Annotated in this window: 12 protein-coding genes, 2 tRNA genes and 1 rRNA gene; 7 read left to right on the top strand and 8 right to left on the bottom strand. The window is 44.8% G+C overall.

From position 1 onward, the window contains the following. The first annotated feature begins 25 nt into the window (after nt 1–25). The 5 genes from rrf to BTW00_RS04290 all read left to right on the top strand — a co-directional run bounded on the left by rrf (nt 26) and on the right by BTW00_RS04290 (nt 2,492). Nucleotides 26–139: ribosomal RNA gene (rrf, locus tag BTW00_RS04310) — 5S ribosomal RNA — on the top strand. 270 nt (nt 140–409) lie between these two features. Next, entirely contained in the window at nt 410–649 is a 240-nt protein-coding gene (locus tag BTW00_RS04305; RefSeq protein ID WP_075106383.1) for a hypothetical protein, read from the top strand. Nucleotides 650–885: 236 nt separating this feature from the next. Beyond that, nucleotides 886–1,299, top strand: a complete 414-nt coding sequence (locus BTW00_RS04300; protein WP_075106382.1) for an OsmC family protein — start codon at nt 886–888, stop codon at nt 1,297–1,299. 1 nt (nt 1,300) lies between these two features. Further along, nucleotides 1,301–1,765 carry a flavodoxin family protein gene (locus BTW00_RS04295; RefSeq protein ID WP_075106381.1) on the top strand — a complete coding sequence of 155 codons (465 nt, stop codon included), beginning with the start codon at nt 1,301–1,303 and terminating at the stop codon, nt 1,763–1,765. Between the two features lie 67 nt (nt 1,766–1,832). Beyond that, the gene (locus BTW00_RS04290; RefSeq protein ID WP_178379249.1) at nt 1,833–2,492 is read left to right on the top strand and encodes a DUF938 domain-containing protein; all 660 of its coding nucleotides are present in this window, start codon (nt 1,833–1,835) and stop codon (nt 2,490–2,492) included. Nucleotides 2,493–2,591: 99 nt separating this feature from the next. Here the strand turns inward: BTW00_RS04290 and BTW00_RS04285 are convergent, their stop codons facing one another. Further along, nucleotides 2,592–3,383: a dienelactone hydrolase family protein gene (locus BTW00_RS04285; RefSeq protein WP_075106380.1), complete on the bottom strand. Its 792-nt coding sequence runs from the start codon at nt 3,381–3,383 to the stop codon at nt 2,592–2,594. A gap of 441 nt (nt 3,384–3,824) precedes the next feature. On the opposite strand from BTW00_RS04285, the gene BTW00_RS04280 reads away from it, so the two are divergent. Together BTW00_RS04280 and BTW00_RS04275 are read left to right on the top strand one after the other, a co-directional pair. Continuing rightward, nucleotides 3,825–5,912, top strand: a complete 2,088-nt coding sequence (locus BTW00_RS04280; RefSeq protein WP_075106379.1) for a catalase — start codon at nt 3,825–3,827, stop codon at nt 5,910–5,912. A 280-nt stretch (nt 5,913–6,192) separates the two neighbouring features. Next, on the top strand, nt 6,193–6,981 hold the full coding sequence (locus BTW00_RS04275) for an MBL fold metallo-hydrolase (RefSeq protein WP_075106378.1): 789 nt from the start codon (nt 6,193–6,195) through the stop codon (nt 6,979–6,981). Nucleotides 6,982–7,055: 74 nt separating this feature from the next. Here BTW00_RS04275 and BTW00_RS04270 read toward each other — a convergent pair. The 7 genes from BTW00_RS04270 to leuS form a co-directional block, all read right to left on the bottom strand. After that, nucleotides 7,056–7,131 (bottom strand) — tRNA-Lys (locus tag BTW00_RS04270). A 202-nt stretch (nt 7,132–7,333) separates the two neighbouring features. Beyond that, nucleotides 7,334–7,409: transfer RNA gene (locus BTW00_RS04265), tRNA-Lys, on the bottom strand. A gap of 194 nt (nt 7,410–7,603) precedes the next feature. Further along, nucleotides 7,604–9,553: a MacB family efflux pump subunit gene (locus tag BTW00_RS04260; RefSeq protein WP_075106396.1), complete on the bottom strand. Its 1,950-nt coding sequence runs from the start codon at nt 9,551–9,553 to the stop codon at nt 7,604–7,606. A 250-nt stretch (nt 9,554–9,803) separates the two neighbouring features. Beyond that, complete coding sequence (locus tag BTW00_RS04255) at nt 9,804–11,123, bottom strand: efflux RND transporter periplasmic adaptor subunit (protein ID WP_075106377.1); 1,320 nt, start codon at nt 11,121–11,123, stop codon at nt 9,804–9,806. 278 nt (nt 11,124–11,401) lie between these two features. Further along, complete coding sequence (locus BTW00_RS04250) at nt 11,402–12,487, bottom strand: DNA polymerase III subunit delta (RefSeq protein ID WP_075106376.1); 1,086 nt, start codon at nt 12,485–12,487, stop codon at nt 11,402–11,404. A 161-nt stretch (nt 12,488–12,648) separates the two neighbouring features. Further along, complete coding sequence (locus tag BTW00_RS04245) at nt 12,649–13,362, bottom strand: hypothetical protein (protein WP_083603566.1); 714 nt, start codon at nt 13,360–13,362, stop codon at nt 12,649–12,651. A 50-nt stretch (nt 13,363–13,412) separates the two neighbouring features. Beyond that, on the bottom strand, nt 13,413–16,100 hold the full coding sequence (gene leuS / locus BTW00_RS04240) for a leucine--tRNA ligase (RefSeq protein WP_075106375.1): 2,688 nt from the start codon (nt 16,098–16,100) through the stop codon (nt 13,413–13,415). Nucleotides 16,101–16,188 lie beyond the last annotated feature (88 nt).

The raw sequence follows: 16,188 nt of genomic DNA, 5'->3' as shown, positions 1-16,188 counted from the left end.
AACAGACTCATATCTAACCCCCTTTGCTGACGACAATAGCGCGATGGCCCCACCTGATCCCTTCCCGAACTCAGAAGTGAAACATCGTTGCGCCAATGGTAGTGTGGTTCGCCCATGTGAGAGTAGGTCATCGTCAGCTTTCTATTCTAAAAAGTCCCCACTCATATCTGAGTGGGGGCTTTTTTTTATCTTGAACTTATCTGACTTCCCTAGAAAATCTCTTTATTTAAATGGTTTTATCTTTCGCTCGTATCAAAGCAGTTCTTCAACTCTTTCCTTGCCCAAATCATCACTAGCCTCTTATACCTAAAAGCCCCGCTCACTCGAAAGAGGGCTTTTTTATTGGCTTATTTATTGATAATAATTTATAACTATAGATGGTCAACTGAAAGTTTATTGAGATAATCTGATGATATTAGAAGAAACGGATAAATTGTATTTATATGACAGCTATGAAGATGCATATCTCATCGATAAAGAAAGCAGCGATATCTTATTTACTGATAGTTTTTACGGTGGTCCATCTTGTGCTTTAATTGATCCAAATAACAAATATGCAATCGTAGCTGGTAAGCATTTAACTCTTTGGGACTGTTATGAGGGAAATAATAAGCTCACAAAATTTGAAACAGAACAGTTTGCTGGATAGAAAGACTAAGGTTAATCAATGAAGATACTATTCAAATATTATTAGATCCATGGTTCCAATACAGTGCTATGTGGGAATTAACAGTTTCTAATAAGTCCTTATTTAAAATTTCAGATTTTATGAAGTATAAAAACCTACCTTATACTGATAATATAGTTTGGTGATTCATTATAAAACCACTATTTGAACCTTATAGTGGATTGTATATTTCTGAATTTTAGCTTAGGAAAGAACCTATGACTACATCAACCGTTCAATACCAAGGCAACCTACGCACCCAAGCCTTACATCTACAGTCCAACAATCAAATTATTACAGATGCACCCACTGACAATCAAGGCAAGGGCGAGGCGTTTTCACCGACTGATTTGCTAGCCACCAGTTTGGCCAGTTGTATGTTGACCATTATTGGTATTAAAGCCGCTGATATGGATATTGATGTGGTCGGAACAAAAGCTGAAGTAACGAAAATAATGGCTGCAGATCCTCGCCGTGTGAGTGAGATTCAAGTGCGCATTGAGTTCAAAACAGAGTTAGATGAGCGTACTAAGAAGATATTAGAAGCCGCTGCTTTCACTTGCCCTGTGGCAAAAAGTATTCATCCTGATATTAGACAGGATGTCACCTTTGTTTATGGTCGTGGTGAATGAGATGAATACTAAGACTTTACTCATTGTGGCTCATGCGCCATCATCGAACACTAAAAAACTCGCTGAGGCGGCTTACAACGGGGCCAATCACACAGATATTAATGTCAATGTTGTCCTGAAGTCGCCGCAGGACACGCAGCCTGAAGATGTGTTGGCTGCTGATGCTTTGCTATTAGGCACGACTGAAAATCTGGCATATATGGCAGGGCTGACCAAAGACTTCTTTGATCGCTGTTATTATCCTGTGCTAGAAAAGAAGCAAGGCATACCATTTGCACTATATATACGCGCGGGGCATGATGGTACGGGTACCAAGCTTGCAATAAAGACAATCACAACAGGGCTACGTTGGTCGTGGATTCAAGAGGCGCTGATACTACAAGGCGAGTGGCAGGATAGCTTTACCGAACAAGTACAAGAGCTTGCCATGACGTTAGCCGCTGGCGTTGAGGCAGGTATTTATTGATAGCATATTTTGTCAATGATTCGCGAAAGATACTGCAAACCTAATGGGCAGTCTCAGGAGAGTATCCATGCAGAACGATCATCTAAACAGTCAAGTGGATATCGACGCGTTGCCATTTTCTCAAGCGTGTGAGAACAACAAGCAGGTTATTCTAGATATATTACAAAACGAGCTACAAGGCTTTACACATGTGCTAGAGATTGGCTCTGGAACGGGTCAACATAGTGTTTATTTTGCACCGCGTTTACCTAAGATACAGTGGCAAACCAGCGATGTCACTAGCAACCACCGTCATATAGCGGCTTGGCATCATGCTTATCCTGCGCCCAATCTATCTCTGCCATTAGCGTTTAATTTGGCTTACGATTCTGTACCTATCAACAGTCATTTAGAGAGTAGTCGTTCAAACAACCCTTATGATGCGATATTTACGGCAAATACGCTACATATCATCAGCTGGGCGTTGGTCGAAAAATTATTTGCACTGGCTGATGATGCGTTACCTGTGGATGGTAAGCTGATTGTCTATGGCCCATTTAACGAACATGGTAACTATACCAGCGCAGGCAACCAGCGATTTGATGCGATGTTAAGGCAAGGTAATTCTGACAGTGGTATCCGTCATAAAGAAGACATTGTAAATTTAGCAAATATGCATCATCTAACGCTTAGCAGAACGTACGCGATGCCTGCCAATAATCAGCTATTGGTCTTTCAGAAGTATTAAATGATTAGAACGTCAAAAAAAGACACGTCACTGATGATTCGTTGAGGTGTCTTTTTTTTGCATTGCTTATATGGTGACTGATATTTTTATACGATTAGATTATTTATACTCATCTGCTAAGAAGTCCAAATAACGTTTCCAAGAGCGCTCATCGGCGCGTGCATCATATCTGTCACTGCCAAATACGCTAAAGGCATGGGGTGCGCCGCTGTAAGTGACCATTTCATGAGGAACTTTTGCCGCTTCTAGCGTTTTGCCCAGAGTCGCAAAGCTCTCTAAAGAGACAGACTGGTCAGCTGAGCCGTGGAATACCAATATCTCGCCAGTGGTCTTGTCATAACTTTGACCGGTCGGAGTATCAAAGGCACCATGGAAGGGGACAAAGGCTTTTTGCGGGAAGCCTGAACGTGCTAACTCTAATGCAACCGTACCACCGAAACAATATCCCATGGTCGTGCCGTTACGCACATCATTGCCCTCCAGTCGTCCAGCATTTAATGCACCTTGTAGTATGCGGCGCATTTTGTTGCGATCGTCATACAATTCGCCTGTTAAACGCTTATTTTCTTCGACAGAGGTCGGACGAATGCCTTGCCCAAACATGTCTGCTGCCAGTACGTTGTAACCTTCATTCGCTAGCATATCAGCGCGTTTGCGCTCATAGTCGGTTAGACCATCCCAGTCATGAATCAACAAGATAAAAGGAGCGTAGGGCTTATCGGCTTTGGCGTAATAGCCCTCGTATGCTTGGTTATCCACCGTATAAGTGACGTTCTTGGTCGTGATAGCGGCAGCGGTTTGGCTGATGGTCAATGCCAGGAGCCCCATTGATGCACCCGCCAATAATGAGCGGTAAGGTTTTTTGGACGAGAAATTCGAAGTTGGTAACATAGTCGATAGCCTTATAGTTATATAAAAAAGAGATAAATATATGGCTAAAAACCATGCCAATGTTATTTATCGATGATCTCTAGTACGCCATAAAGCATACCTTAAAGAATAACTAAATTACAAGATTGGATTGTTAACGTTTAGGCTGGCTCAAAAGCCGTCAAGCGGTTGAGTAACTGCGCACGTAAACTTTAACCAAACATCAACAAGTTTCACTATATACGCAACTATAAGCGACTTAGTTTTTGGGTAAGATAAGCCGTATGCCTTTTATTCCTTTATCTTTTTTAATAATTGGTCATGCAGCATCACAGACAGATAATCGACAGATGAAGTCAGTATTATCCCAAAGGATACAACACCTGTGTAAGCACATTTTTAATGGTCTTAATTTTTAATGGTCTTAGAAGAGACTATTTTACTCATTAGATAGGATGTTTTATGAATAATAATATCGATCATACCGACCCAGCCAAAGACATGAATACTGAACGTGGCAATGGGGGCGAAACCCATCAGCGCGCAGGTGATGACACCAAAGTATTGACTACCCAACAAGGCGTGGCTATCAGCGACAATCAAAACTCACTAAAAGCAGGCGCACGCGGTCCTACGCTATTAGAAGATTTTGTACTACGTGAAAAGATCAACCACTTTGACCATGAGCGTATCCCTGAGCGTATCGTCCATGCTCGCGGTAGTGCGGCACACGGTTATTTTGAGCTGACCGAATCATTAGAAGAGTATACAACGGCCAAAATTTTGACCGAAACCGGTAAACAAACACCACTTTTTACCCGTTTTTCGACCGTTGCCGGTAATAAAGGCTCAAAAGACACGCCACGTGATGTGCGCGGATTTTCTGTCAAAGTCTATACCGAAGAAGGTAACTGGGACATCGTGGGCAACAACATGCCCATTTTCTTTATCCAAGATGCCATTAAATTCCCAGATTTGATCCATGCGGTCAAGCCTGAGCCAGATCGCGGATTCCCACAAGCGGCGTCTGCCCATGATACGTTTTGGGATTTTGTCTCATTGAGTCCTGAAACCATGCATAATCTGATCTGGTTGATGAGTGATCGTAGCCTGCCACGTAGCTTACGCATGATGGAAGGTTTTGGTATTCACAGCTACCGTTTGATTGATAAAGACGGCAAGAGCACCTTTGTACGTTTCCATTGGAAGCCAGTACTTGGCGTACAATCAACCACGTGGGACGAAGCCGTAAAAATCTCTGGCGCAGATCCTGATTATCATCGCCGTGATTTGTTTGAGTCAATTGACAATGGCATGTATCCTGAATGGGAATTTGGCGTCCAGTTATTTACTGAAGAAGAAGCGAATAACTTCCCATTTGACCATTTGGACGCGACCAAGCTCATTCCAGAAGAGCTAGTGCCCGTGAAAATCGTTGGTAAAATGGTCTTGAATCGCAATGTAGATAACTTCTTTGCAGAGACAGAGCAAGTCGCATTCTGCCCATCACACGTAATTCCTGGTATCGACTATAGTAATGATCCATTGCTCCAAGGCCGTCTATTTAGTTATCTAGATACGCAGTTGTCACGTTTGGGCTCACCAAACTTTGCGCAAATTCCAATCAATGCGCCAAAATGCCCGTTTGCCAACAACCAGCAAGATGGCCATATGCAAATGCAGGTGCCTAAAACGCGGGTGCTCTATGAGCCACAAAGCCTTGATCCAACGCGTCCACGCGAAAGCGCCAAACGCGGATTTGCCTCATTCCAAGAGCAGATGGATGATGGTGTCAAAGGTCGCATCCGTGCCGAAAGCTTTGCCGATCATTATAGTCAGCCGCGCATGTTCTATCGCAGCCAGACAGAGGCAGGCAAGGCACACATTGCCTCTGCTTATGCGTTTGAGCTGGGTAAAGTAGATACTGCACATGTACGTACTCGTATGCTTAGCCATCTGCCGCATATCGATGAAGACTTGGCTAATCGTGTGGCTTCAGCCCTCGGTATGGAATTACCAGAGCCTGCTGATGCCGCTGCACCTGTACAGGATCTAGGCACGTCAAAAGCGCTGCAAACCATCGGTATCTCACCGAAGAGCCTAAAAGGTCGCTTAATTGGTATCTTAGTTGCTGAAGGTTCTAGCCATAGTGAAGTCAAGAAGTTTGAACAAGCCGCTATCGACGCTGGTGCTAGCGTCAAGATCGTCGCGCCTAATAAAGAAGTGACACTAGATGATGGTACACACATTCAAGCGGACGAACGTCTTGCTGGTGGCCCTTCCGTGCTCTTCGACGCTGTGGTCAGTATAATTATGCATCCACCAGCCAAAAAGCTGGCTATGGACAGCGCAGCACTAGATTGGTTCAACGATGCTTATGCACATTGCAAAGCGATTGCTTATTGCCCTGCGACTGAAGAACACATCTTGAGCAAATTGCCTATCGAAAAAGATAAATTTGTGACGCCACTGGATGACGTTGATGGTTTCATCGAAAACGCTAAGACCCGTCTGTGGGAGCGCGAGCCAAAGGTTCGTGACCTTGCATAGTTGATAGCGTAATTGATGGGATAAGCTTTAAATCTATAAAGTAAATGCTTAATGTAGAAGACCCAGCCTAAGCGCTGGGTTTTTTGCGTTTTTACTGGAAGTATAAACGTCGTCATTAATGATATTACGCATTATGCAACTATTATCAACCGTATCTATAGTCACAAGCGTTCACTCAAAGTCATTTTTTTTGAATTGACGGGCGTTATACTAAATAGTATCTACGGAAGGGAGCACAAGCTCATCATAATAATGAGGATGAATGCGGTAAGGAATACCAATGAGTCTATGTGAAATTGTACGTCTAGAGGGCTATATCCAAAGTAGCTACCTTGCGGTGTATCCAGATAAAATCATGCTACTAGACGGCTGTTGCCGTGCCGATGTGCCAATGGTGCTTGGGTATATCAAAGATACTCTAAATAGGCCGATAACAGACCTAAAAGTGGTGGTGGTCACTCATATGCATCCGGATCATGCGGGCGGTGCGCGCAAGTTTCGCCAAGAGACTGGCTGCCGCATTATCTCTGCTGACAAGAAAGATCAGTGGTACGGCGGTATTGGTGGACGAGCGATGCATTTTGTCGATATGAATCTTGCGTACTATGTGGCGAGACGGCAAGGTCGCCCATTCAAAAATCTGTACTATTCGGCAAGCCTAAAGCCAGATATCACCGTCACCGATGGTGATATTGTACCAAGGTTCGATGAGTGGCAAGTGTTAGAGACGCCTGGGCATACCGATCGCGATTTGTCTTTATTTCATTTGCCCAGTCGTCAAGTATATACGGCTGATCTCATCATCAAATTACGTCATAAGTTTGTGGCGCCATTTCCTGTCTATGATCCCAAAGCTTATAAGCAATCGTTAAAAAAAATCAGAGATTTAAAACCATTAATGGTAATGATGGCTCATGGCCGAGAGCGTGCAATGAGTGAGGTAGAGTTTGATGCGTTCATCGACCAAGCCCCCAAATACCCGCGCACCATCAAAGATACGATCAGACATAAACTGCTATGGCGTAAGAAAAACGATTTTAACCTCTTTAAACGTCGCAAGAGTAAATAGAGATAAAATAACGATCAAAAAGCCCAGACGAAAAAAAGCCCAGTTACTATCATAGTAACTGGGCTTTTCAAATATGGTGGGCTGTCCGCGACTCGAACGCGGGACCAATTGATTAAAAGTCAACTGCTCTACCAACTGAGCTAACAGCCCTGAGAAGCGTATAAAAATTGCACTGCAATTTTAGCTTCGCAAGAGAAAATTCTTTAAATAGAATTTTCTAAAAGTTATGCTAACAATAAATGTATATTATTGCCAACAAGAGTAATTCATTTAAAAAAGAGCTTTTTAAACTTAACTTTATTAAACAACTACCGGATAGGGTAGAACGATGAATAAAGGTTAAACTAAAATATGGTGGGCTGTCCGCGACTCGAACGCGGGACCAATTGATTAAAAGTCAACTGCTCTACCAACTGAGCTAACAGCCCTAACGTTTAAAGTGTTTGTATCCCTAAACGTGAGAGCACATTATATATATAATTCTGACAATTACAACCCCACATGATAAAAAAAGTGTAATTCTCTTATAAAATTGCCAATTTATTCCAGTTTCTTTAAATTTTTGCCATTATATCGATATTGACTGCTCTATTTTTGGTTAAAGCGAGTCAATAATCAATTATTAGTCTCGAGAAAGCGCCTCAACAGGATCTAGTTTGGCAGCATTACGTGCTGGCAAGAATCCAAATACTACACCAATCAATGTCGAGCAAACAAACGCGGCAATAATAGAAGTCGGTGAGTAGATGACTTTGAAACTATCACCGCCCACACTATTAATCAGCTCACCAATGGCAAATGCCATTCCAATACCAATCAGTCCCCCTAGGATACAGACTAGAACGGCCTCAATGAGAAATTGCTGCATGATATCGCTTTGACGCGCACCTACTGCCATACGAACACCAATCTCATTAGTGCGCTCGGTGACAGAGACTAGCATGATGTTCATGACCCCAATACCACCAACAATCAACGAAATAACTGCAACTGATGAGATAAGTAGGGTCATCGTACCTGTCGTTGACTCAATGGTTTGACGGATAGAGTCTGAATTTCGTAGCTCAAAGTCATCTTTGCCATGGCGACTTTCTATCAAGTCAGAGATGGCCGTCTCTGCGGCACTAGAAGAGATACTATCATCTAACAACGCCACAAAGCGGTCGATATTGGTACTACCGGTGACGCGCGACATTACCGTCGTGTAAGGCATATAGATAGTAGGCGTCGTCACACTGGGACCAAAGCCACCATCGCTCTCTTCAAGTACGCCAATCACGCGTCCAGGCACACTACCAACCAATATTACCTCGCCAACAGGGTTATCAATATCTGAGAAAAAGGTCTGTTTAGCGTTGTCATCGATGATGATATCTTGACTACGTAATGTAATGCTTTTTGCATCAAACCCTTGGCCCAGTGCTAATGTCTCACCAGTGACGGTTAGATAGTCTTCACCAACGCCATTGACGGTAGCATCCTCCTGTATATTACGATAGCGGACACTAGAGCTGGCATTTACCTGAGGGCTGACGCTGATAATATAGGGCTGATTGCCGACCGCCTCTGCATCTTCTGGTGTCAAATTGTCATCATTATAGCGGCGTCTAGGGTCGCCTCTAGGGTAGCCATCATTGACGGTAATGGTATTGGTACCTAACGAGCTGATATTGGCAAGGATTTGCTGCTGAGAGCCTTGTCCAAGACCTACGATAGATACGACTGCGGCAATACCGATAATAATGCCGAGCATAGTTAGTAGAGTACGCATCTTATGCGCGCGCATGGCAAGCAAAGACATTTTGAAAGCTTCAAGCAGTCGATCAATAAAACTACCAAAGGCACTTTTGCGATGCTCGCCAAGGATAGATTCTGGTTTTTTGTCTGTGTGCTTATAATGCTCAGTTTGATAGTCAGCGATGACATGGCCATCTTTGAGCTCAATCACACGCTCCGCTTGTGCTGCTAGTTTTGGATCATGAGTGACCATGATAATGGTATGACCTTGTGCGCTGAGGTCATGCAAAATCACCATGACATCTTCGCCAGACTTACTGTCTAGGGCACCAGTTGGCTCATCTGCTAAGATAACATCGCCACCATTCATCAGTGCACGAGCGACAGAAACACGCTGCTGCTGTCCACCTGAGAGCTGATTGGGACGATTGTTGACCTTATTGCCAAGGCCGAGGTCAATTAGTAGCTTCTCAGCACGATTGGTACGTGCCTCGGTATCCATGCCCGCATACACGGCAGGGACGGCGACGTTGTCTTTGGCACTGATATCACCAAGCAAATGATAGCGCTGAAAAATAAAACCAAAGTGCTCACGGCGCAGTTCTGCTAGCTGATCGGCATCAAGCTTACGGGCGGATTGACCATAAATCTTATAATCACCAGCAGTGGCTTGATCTAGACAACCTAAGATATTCATCAAGGTGGACTTACCAGAGCCTGACTGTCCAATGATAGCGACCATCTCACCTTGGTGAATCGTCAGATTGATATCATGCAAGACGCGAATGGTTTGCTCACCAGCAGGGAACTCTCTGATAATGCCAGACAGTTCCATAATGGGCTTGCCTGATGCAGAGTGGTTAGCGGTATTGGTTTTTGCTGAGTTGCTTGAGCGATTAGCAGAAGTGTGTGACCCTAAGTTTTGAGCCGTGCTACTTTCAGAGCTATCTTCAGTCGACGGTTTAGGAGATTGAGATATAGTCATAGCAGTGTCTTTAATAAAGGCTAATAAGCGTTATAGTGTTGTGATGAAAGGGCTGCTATGTTTAGCAAGCCTTTCTTACTCAACATAGTCAAAGCACAAGTTACATTCGAGGTCCGCCAGGTACGCGGCCGCTATCTGATTTCTTACCGCTCTCTTCACTGATGATTACTTCTTCCCCTTCTTTCAAACCACTTAAGATTTGCGCATTTACTCGGTTATCAATACCGACTTCTACAGTACGCTCTTCTACGGTTCCGTCATCTCTTAATACACGTACAAACTTGCCCGTTGTTGATTTGCCTTTTTCTTTAGCTCGCTTTTCTTGTATCACTGTTGATGGTACTAATAGAGTATTTTTGGCTTCGTTGACGATGATATATATCTGTGCCGTCATATCGATTCGGAACAAGCGGTCAGGGTTTGGTACTTCTACGTAGCCGACGTAATAGATAGCAGCGTCTGTCGAGCTGGTGCTACTGATCTGCTCTGGGGCAGGTTCAATAGCGGTTAATGTCGCATCATACTGTTTGTCTGGATTACCGATAATATTGAAATAAGCAGGCATGCCAGCACTGACGTTAATGACATCAGCTTCTGAGATTTGCGCGTTGATACGTACGGTCGATAAATCTGCTAACGTCACCAATGTGGGCGCCGTTTGGTTAGCATTGACCGTAGTACCTTGCTCAGTCGTAATAGAAACGACTGTACCTGATATTGGTGCACGAATCGTGGTATAGCTTAGATCTTCTTCAGCAGTACTGACGTTAGTTCGTGATTTGCGTAATGCTGCTTGCTGACTGTTAATATTGGCTTCTGTGGTCGCAATCGCGGCTTTAGCTGTGTCGATAGCCGCACGTGCATTGGCAACGGCTGCTTTTGCAGTCTCGACACTGGTCGCCTGCGTGTCATATTCTTGTTGTGAGATAGCATCGATAGCGACTAAGTCTTGCAAACGCGCAAAATCAGACTGTGCTTGTTTGAGCTCAGACTGGCGGCTAGCAAGATCGGAATAGGCACTTTTTAGTGCTGCCTGTTTGCTGAGCGATTCTGCTTGCGCACTTTGTAGCGCGGCTTCACTTTGCTCAAGGCTTGCTTGTTCGTTGCTCAGGTTGTTTTTTTGGGTCACTTGGTCAATCTGTGCGATCAAATCGCCTTTTTGCACCTCGTCACCGACTTCAACGTACAGGCGTTTTACCTCGCCAGATACCTGCGCGCCGACATCAACGGTATTTAACGCTTTTACCTTACCAGAGGCCATGACATTGTTTTCAATATCACCGACTTCAACGGTTGCGGTTAAATAGTTAGGTGTGGTTTCTTCTGGTTTTAAAAAAGTATAGGCCAAAGCCCCTAATGCTACGATAATTAAGGTGATGACACCCCATTTAATAGCAGATTTTCTGCTTATTTTGCGCATGACAACAATCCAATCACAATTAAATCAAGTGTAGATATAGTAGAGACTTCATGTACGAAAGGGAATGATAATTAGTTTACGAAAGGTTAAGGCCTATGTAGTACAGATAACATGACAGAAAATAAGTGGCTGCTAATGGTTGGATATTAGAAAGAATATATTTAGCAATGGATAACAAAGAGGTGTGTTTTAGAAAATGTTTTCAGTAGGATGACTTTGACAAAAAAGTAATAGAAAGGGGGAAAATAGAAAGGCATGCCCAATCATTAGCGACTCGTCTATCGCATCGCAAACAAGCGCTTACCTGCCAGCTCCAATGCTGCTTGCAATAACAGCTCCCATGCTGGTTGGCGAATAAGGCCTTTGATGGCTTGGTCACAGCGATAGAGCAGAGCAGGCCATTCGCTCGTTTGTTCTTTTGACTGACGGCGACACGCTTGTTGGTATAACCCTTGCTTACTACGCCAAATGCCTAATGCTTGAGGGTCTTGACCATCCATCAGTTGCATAATTTGACGCATGTCTTTGCTAATAGCCCAGAGTACTAAAGTAGTAGGCTCATCGGTCGACTTTAGCTGAAACATGATTTTGGCAACCTGCGTGCTATTACCCGCGAGCATCGCATCAGACAAATCAAACACACTAAATTGCGCGTCGCTGACTAAGGCTGCTTGTAAGTCTGCAATATCCAATGCCACATTATTTACCGGCTGTGTAAAACTATTAGAGTGCTCGTTATCTTCATTATTATCACTATTGCTAGTAGCTAATTGCGGTGCAAACAGATAAGACAGGCGCCATAGCGTTTGATAAGCACTGAGTAGGTGGTGCTCAGTGTGTGACATAAGAAGTTGCCACGCTTCTTGTGATAGTCGTAATCCAAACTTCTGAGCCTGTATTTGCAACAACTGCTGGCGCTGCTGCTCGTTGTATAAATTGCAATCAATGACAGTGCCGTATTGAGCAAAAGGGGCAAACCATTTACTACTCTGACTGCGTTTGTCTTGCTTGGGTGTTAGCCATAATACGCTATGACTGTGCGCACCTGTTTGCGCCTCAACAGCAAAGCGCTCAAGCTCAGCAATAACTGCTTTATCAGGTTTATGATTGCCAGTCACGATTACCGCACTGGCATCATCAAATAGAGACTGGCTGCCAAGCTCTGACAATACCTCTTGCCAGCTTTTGACAGAGACCAGCTCAATGCGCTTGATAGCATAATTTTGCGCGCGCCAATGGGGACGTAGTGCATCGATGAGCCATTGACTGAGCAGTGGCTCATCACCATGCGCCAGCCACAAGCCCGCAACCGCAACCGAAGGCTGCAGGAGTTTGGGATAAGCTTGTATAAAGGTGTTTTGCATAGCGTGGTAGGACACAGGTTGGTAAACAGATGATAGCATTTGTAAAAATATGACGAGCGCTGTCGAACTTGCTTAGCTGACTAAGTTAGTGCGTACGCTCGTTGTTCTTCATACTTAAATGGCTGCAAATGGTAGAGCTTAATAACAGTATTTGTTAAAAGTTACTTCTCAGGTACGACAACAACCGTTGGCGTTGCGCCTTTATTCATCAGTACAGACTGCTTGGCAGCAGGTGCAACTTTTGGTAGCGAAATCGCCACATATTGATCCGTGATACGGCGTGCTAAGCTGTCATAGAGCCAATCACGAATCTGGTCGCCTTGCTGGTCATCAGTACTGACGGATGCTTCATTGTATTGATAGCTACGCTCGACTTGAATGGGATTGGTAAGCGTGACGGGCTTGCCCTTCTCGATCGTCTGGTAGCTGACATCAGCAGAGAGTACCAAGCGAATCTCTGTCAATACACCCACCAACTCGTAACGTTTAAAACGCACGTTACTGATATCGATCGCTGCAATCGGTTTAGCACCAGCTTGTTGATTGCTGCGAATCACATCATCAACTGTCATATTGCCAATGACATCGACACCTAATGTGGTTAGGCGACGCGTCAATGGCAATTTTAGAGGAAATGAGGTGCGATTGTCTTCGATAATGACGGCTGTTTTGTTGGCATTGAGCAGCATAGGGGTGTCATAGCCGCGTAGCTGAAAACCGCAACCACTTAGACCTGCCGTTGCACCCAATATCGCAAACATAGGTAATGCTGCGAGCATTGCGGTTGCAAGCTTACGCCCACCAGATTGTTTTGTACCAAAGTGCAGTGCGCTTGGCGTTGGTTGTGACTGCCCAGCTCGATGCTTATACGACATAAACGCTATCCTCATATGATAAAAAGGCTTAGAGCACTAAGCCTAGGCGACTAGCCTGCAACCACGATATTAACCAGCTTGTTGGGTACGACGATTTCTTTTTTGATCTCGCCTGTGATGAATTTTGCCACACTTTCCATCGTTCGAGCTTGCTCTTTTAGCTGCTCAGGATCGCTGTTCGGTGCGACATCCATCTTACCACGCATTTTACCATTGACCTGAACGACCATCGTAATCATGTCCTGTACCAGCGCACTTTCATCAACAGTCGGGTAATCTAAGGTTAAAGTATCAAGGCCGAGCTGCTCAAGCAAATGCTCGCCAACGTGCGGCGCATAGACAGACAGCATAATCAGCAGATTGGTCAGTGCTTCGTGTTTGACGTGTAGCTCTTGCTCGCTACTGGCGTTAAAGGCCGTCAACTCGTTGGCAAGTTCCATCAGGCTGGAGACTGGCGTGTTGAGTGCTAAACGATCACCCAAATCACTATCAATCTTAGCGATGGTTTCGTGCGTTTTACGGCGTAAGTTTTTGGCTTCTTTGCTTAGTCCGTCTGTGTTCAAGGTCGCACTGTTCAGCGTATCAATACTGATATTGGCGGCCGTTAGCGCTTGCATATGATCATTGGCAATGCGCCATACTTTTTTCACAAAGTTATAAGGACCTTTTAACGCGTCGTCTGACCATTCAAGCGTCTGATCGGCAGGTGCAGTGAATAGCGTATATAAACGTACCGTGTCCGCACCGTATTTATCAATAGTCAGCTGTGGATCGACACCGTTGTTTTTTGATTTAGACATTTTTTCGATTTTGCCAATCGTGACTGGCTGACCATCCAGCTTTAAGGTCGCTTTGATCGGCTGTCCACGGTCGTTGTAGTCGATATCGATGTCTTCTGCAAAGTAGTAAGTGGTACTGCCATCCGCGTTGACACGGTAGAAGGTGCCAGCGAGTACCATACCTTGCGTCATTAGGTTGGCAAATGGCTCGTCGCCAGTGACCAAGTTTTCATCTCGCATGAGCTTATGGAAGAAGCGCGCATACAACAGATGCATCACTGCATGCTCAACACCGCCCACGTATTGATCGACTGGCAGCCATTTATTGGCAGCAGACTTGTTGACCATGTTTTGTGTGTCAGTTGGACTAGCAAAGCGGGCGTAATACCAGCTTGACTCTACAAAGGTGTCAAAGGTATCGGTCTCGCGCTCAGCAGGGTTACCACATTTAGGACAAGTGGTATTGACAAACTCTGGTATATTCTTGAGTGGATTACCGCGACCATCAGGCACAACATCAGTCGGCAACACAACTGGCAAGTCTTGCTCTTCAACTGGCACCGTACCACAATGCTCACAGTTGATCATTGGGATAGGGCAGCCCCAATAGCGCTGGCGCGACACGCCCCAATCCCGCAGGCGGTATTGGATTTTTTTCTTAGCCAGCGATTTTGGCTCAAGTTTGGCAAGCATGGCATCAAACGCCTGCTCAAAATCTAAACCATCAAACTCACCTGAGTTAACCAAAGTATTGCGCTCAGTATAAGCAAGATTGACTTCACTATCATTTGCCTTAGCATCTGCTTTTAAATCATCAAAATAGCCATCAGGGGTATTGATGACTTGTTTAATCGGTAGATTGTATTTCACCGCAAATTCATAATCACGCTCATCGTGAGCAGGCACAGCCATCACTGCGCCTGAGCCGTAGCTCATCAGTACATAGTTGGCGACCCAAACAGGCACTTCTTCGCCAGTTAAAGGGTGCGTCACAGTTAGACCTGTATCCATACCGATTTTCTCGGCTTTAGCAAGATCGGCCTCAGCCACTGAGCCTTTTTTGCAAAGGGCACAGAACTGGGCAATCATGTCATCATTTTCAGCAGCGTATTGGGCAAGTGGATGCTCTGCGGCAACCGCGACATAAGTCACGCCCATTAAGGTATCAGGACGAGTGGTGAACACATCTAAGGTGTTTTCTTCGCCAGCAAGCTTATAAGGGAAATGTACTTCCATACCGGCACTACGACCAATCCAGTTGCGCTGCATGGTCAATACTTCAGATGGCCAATGACCTTCTAGCTGATCCAAATCGTCGAGCAATTCATCGGCATAGTCAGTGATGTTGAAGTAATACATGGGGATGTCGCGTTTTTCGACTGCCGCACCACTACGCCAACCTTTGCCATCAATAACTTGCTCGTTTGCTAAGACAGTATTATCAACGGGATCCCAGTTGACCGTCGATAGCTTTTTGTAGACTAGACCTTTTTTGTATAATTGCAAAAATAGCCACTGCTCCCACTGATAGTATTCAGGGCTACAAGTGGCAAACTCGCGTGACCAGTCAATAGACAGGCCTAGCAATTTAAGCTGCGCGCGCATATTGTCGATATTGGCAAACGTCCACGCAGCAGGTGGCGTTTGATTGGCAATCGCGGCGTTTTCTGCTGGCAAGCCAAAACCATCCCAGCCCATTGGCTGCATGACCTCATACCCTTTTAGGCGGTAATAACGGCTTAAGACGTCAGAAATCGTATAGTTACGTACGTGGCCCATATGCAGCTTGCCGCTTGGGTAGGGGAACATTGACAGCATATAACGGCTTGGTTTGTCGCTTGGCTCATTGCTGACTTCAAAGCGCTTATCAGTGGCCCATTTGGTCTGCTGCGCAGCTTCGATCGCTTGCGGGTTATAATGATGGTTGTCGGTTTGGTCTGCTGTCACGGCGTTGCTCATAGTCGGCTCGAAATTGGTTGATACTGATTTATTTAAGACGGATTTGTTTAATACTGTTCAAAATAGGTGGAATTTGACAATGCCATAG

It is taken from the genome of Psychrobacter sp. C 20.9, from assembly GCF_001921765.1.
Lineage (GTDB): Bacteria > Pseudomonadota > Gammaproteobacteria > Pseudomonadales > Moraxellaceae > Psychrobacter > Psychrobacter piscatorii_B.
Note: the sequence above shows the minus strand (reverse complement) of the source record. Positions and strands in the feature narration are given on the sequence as shown.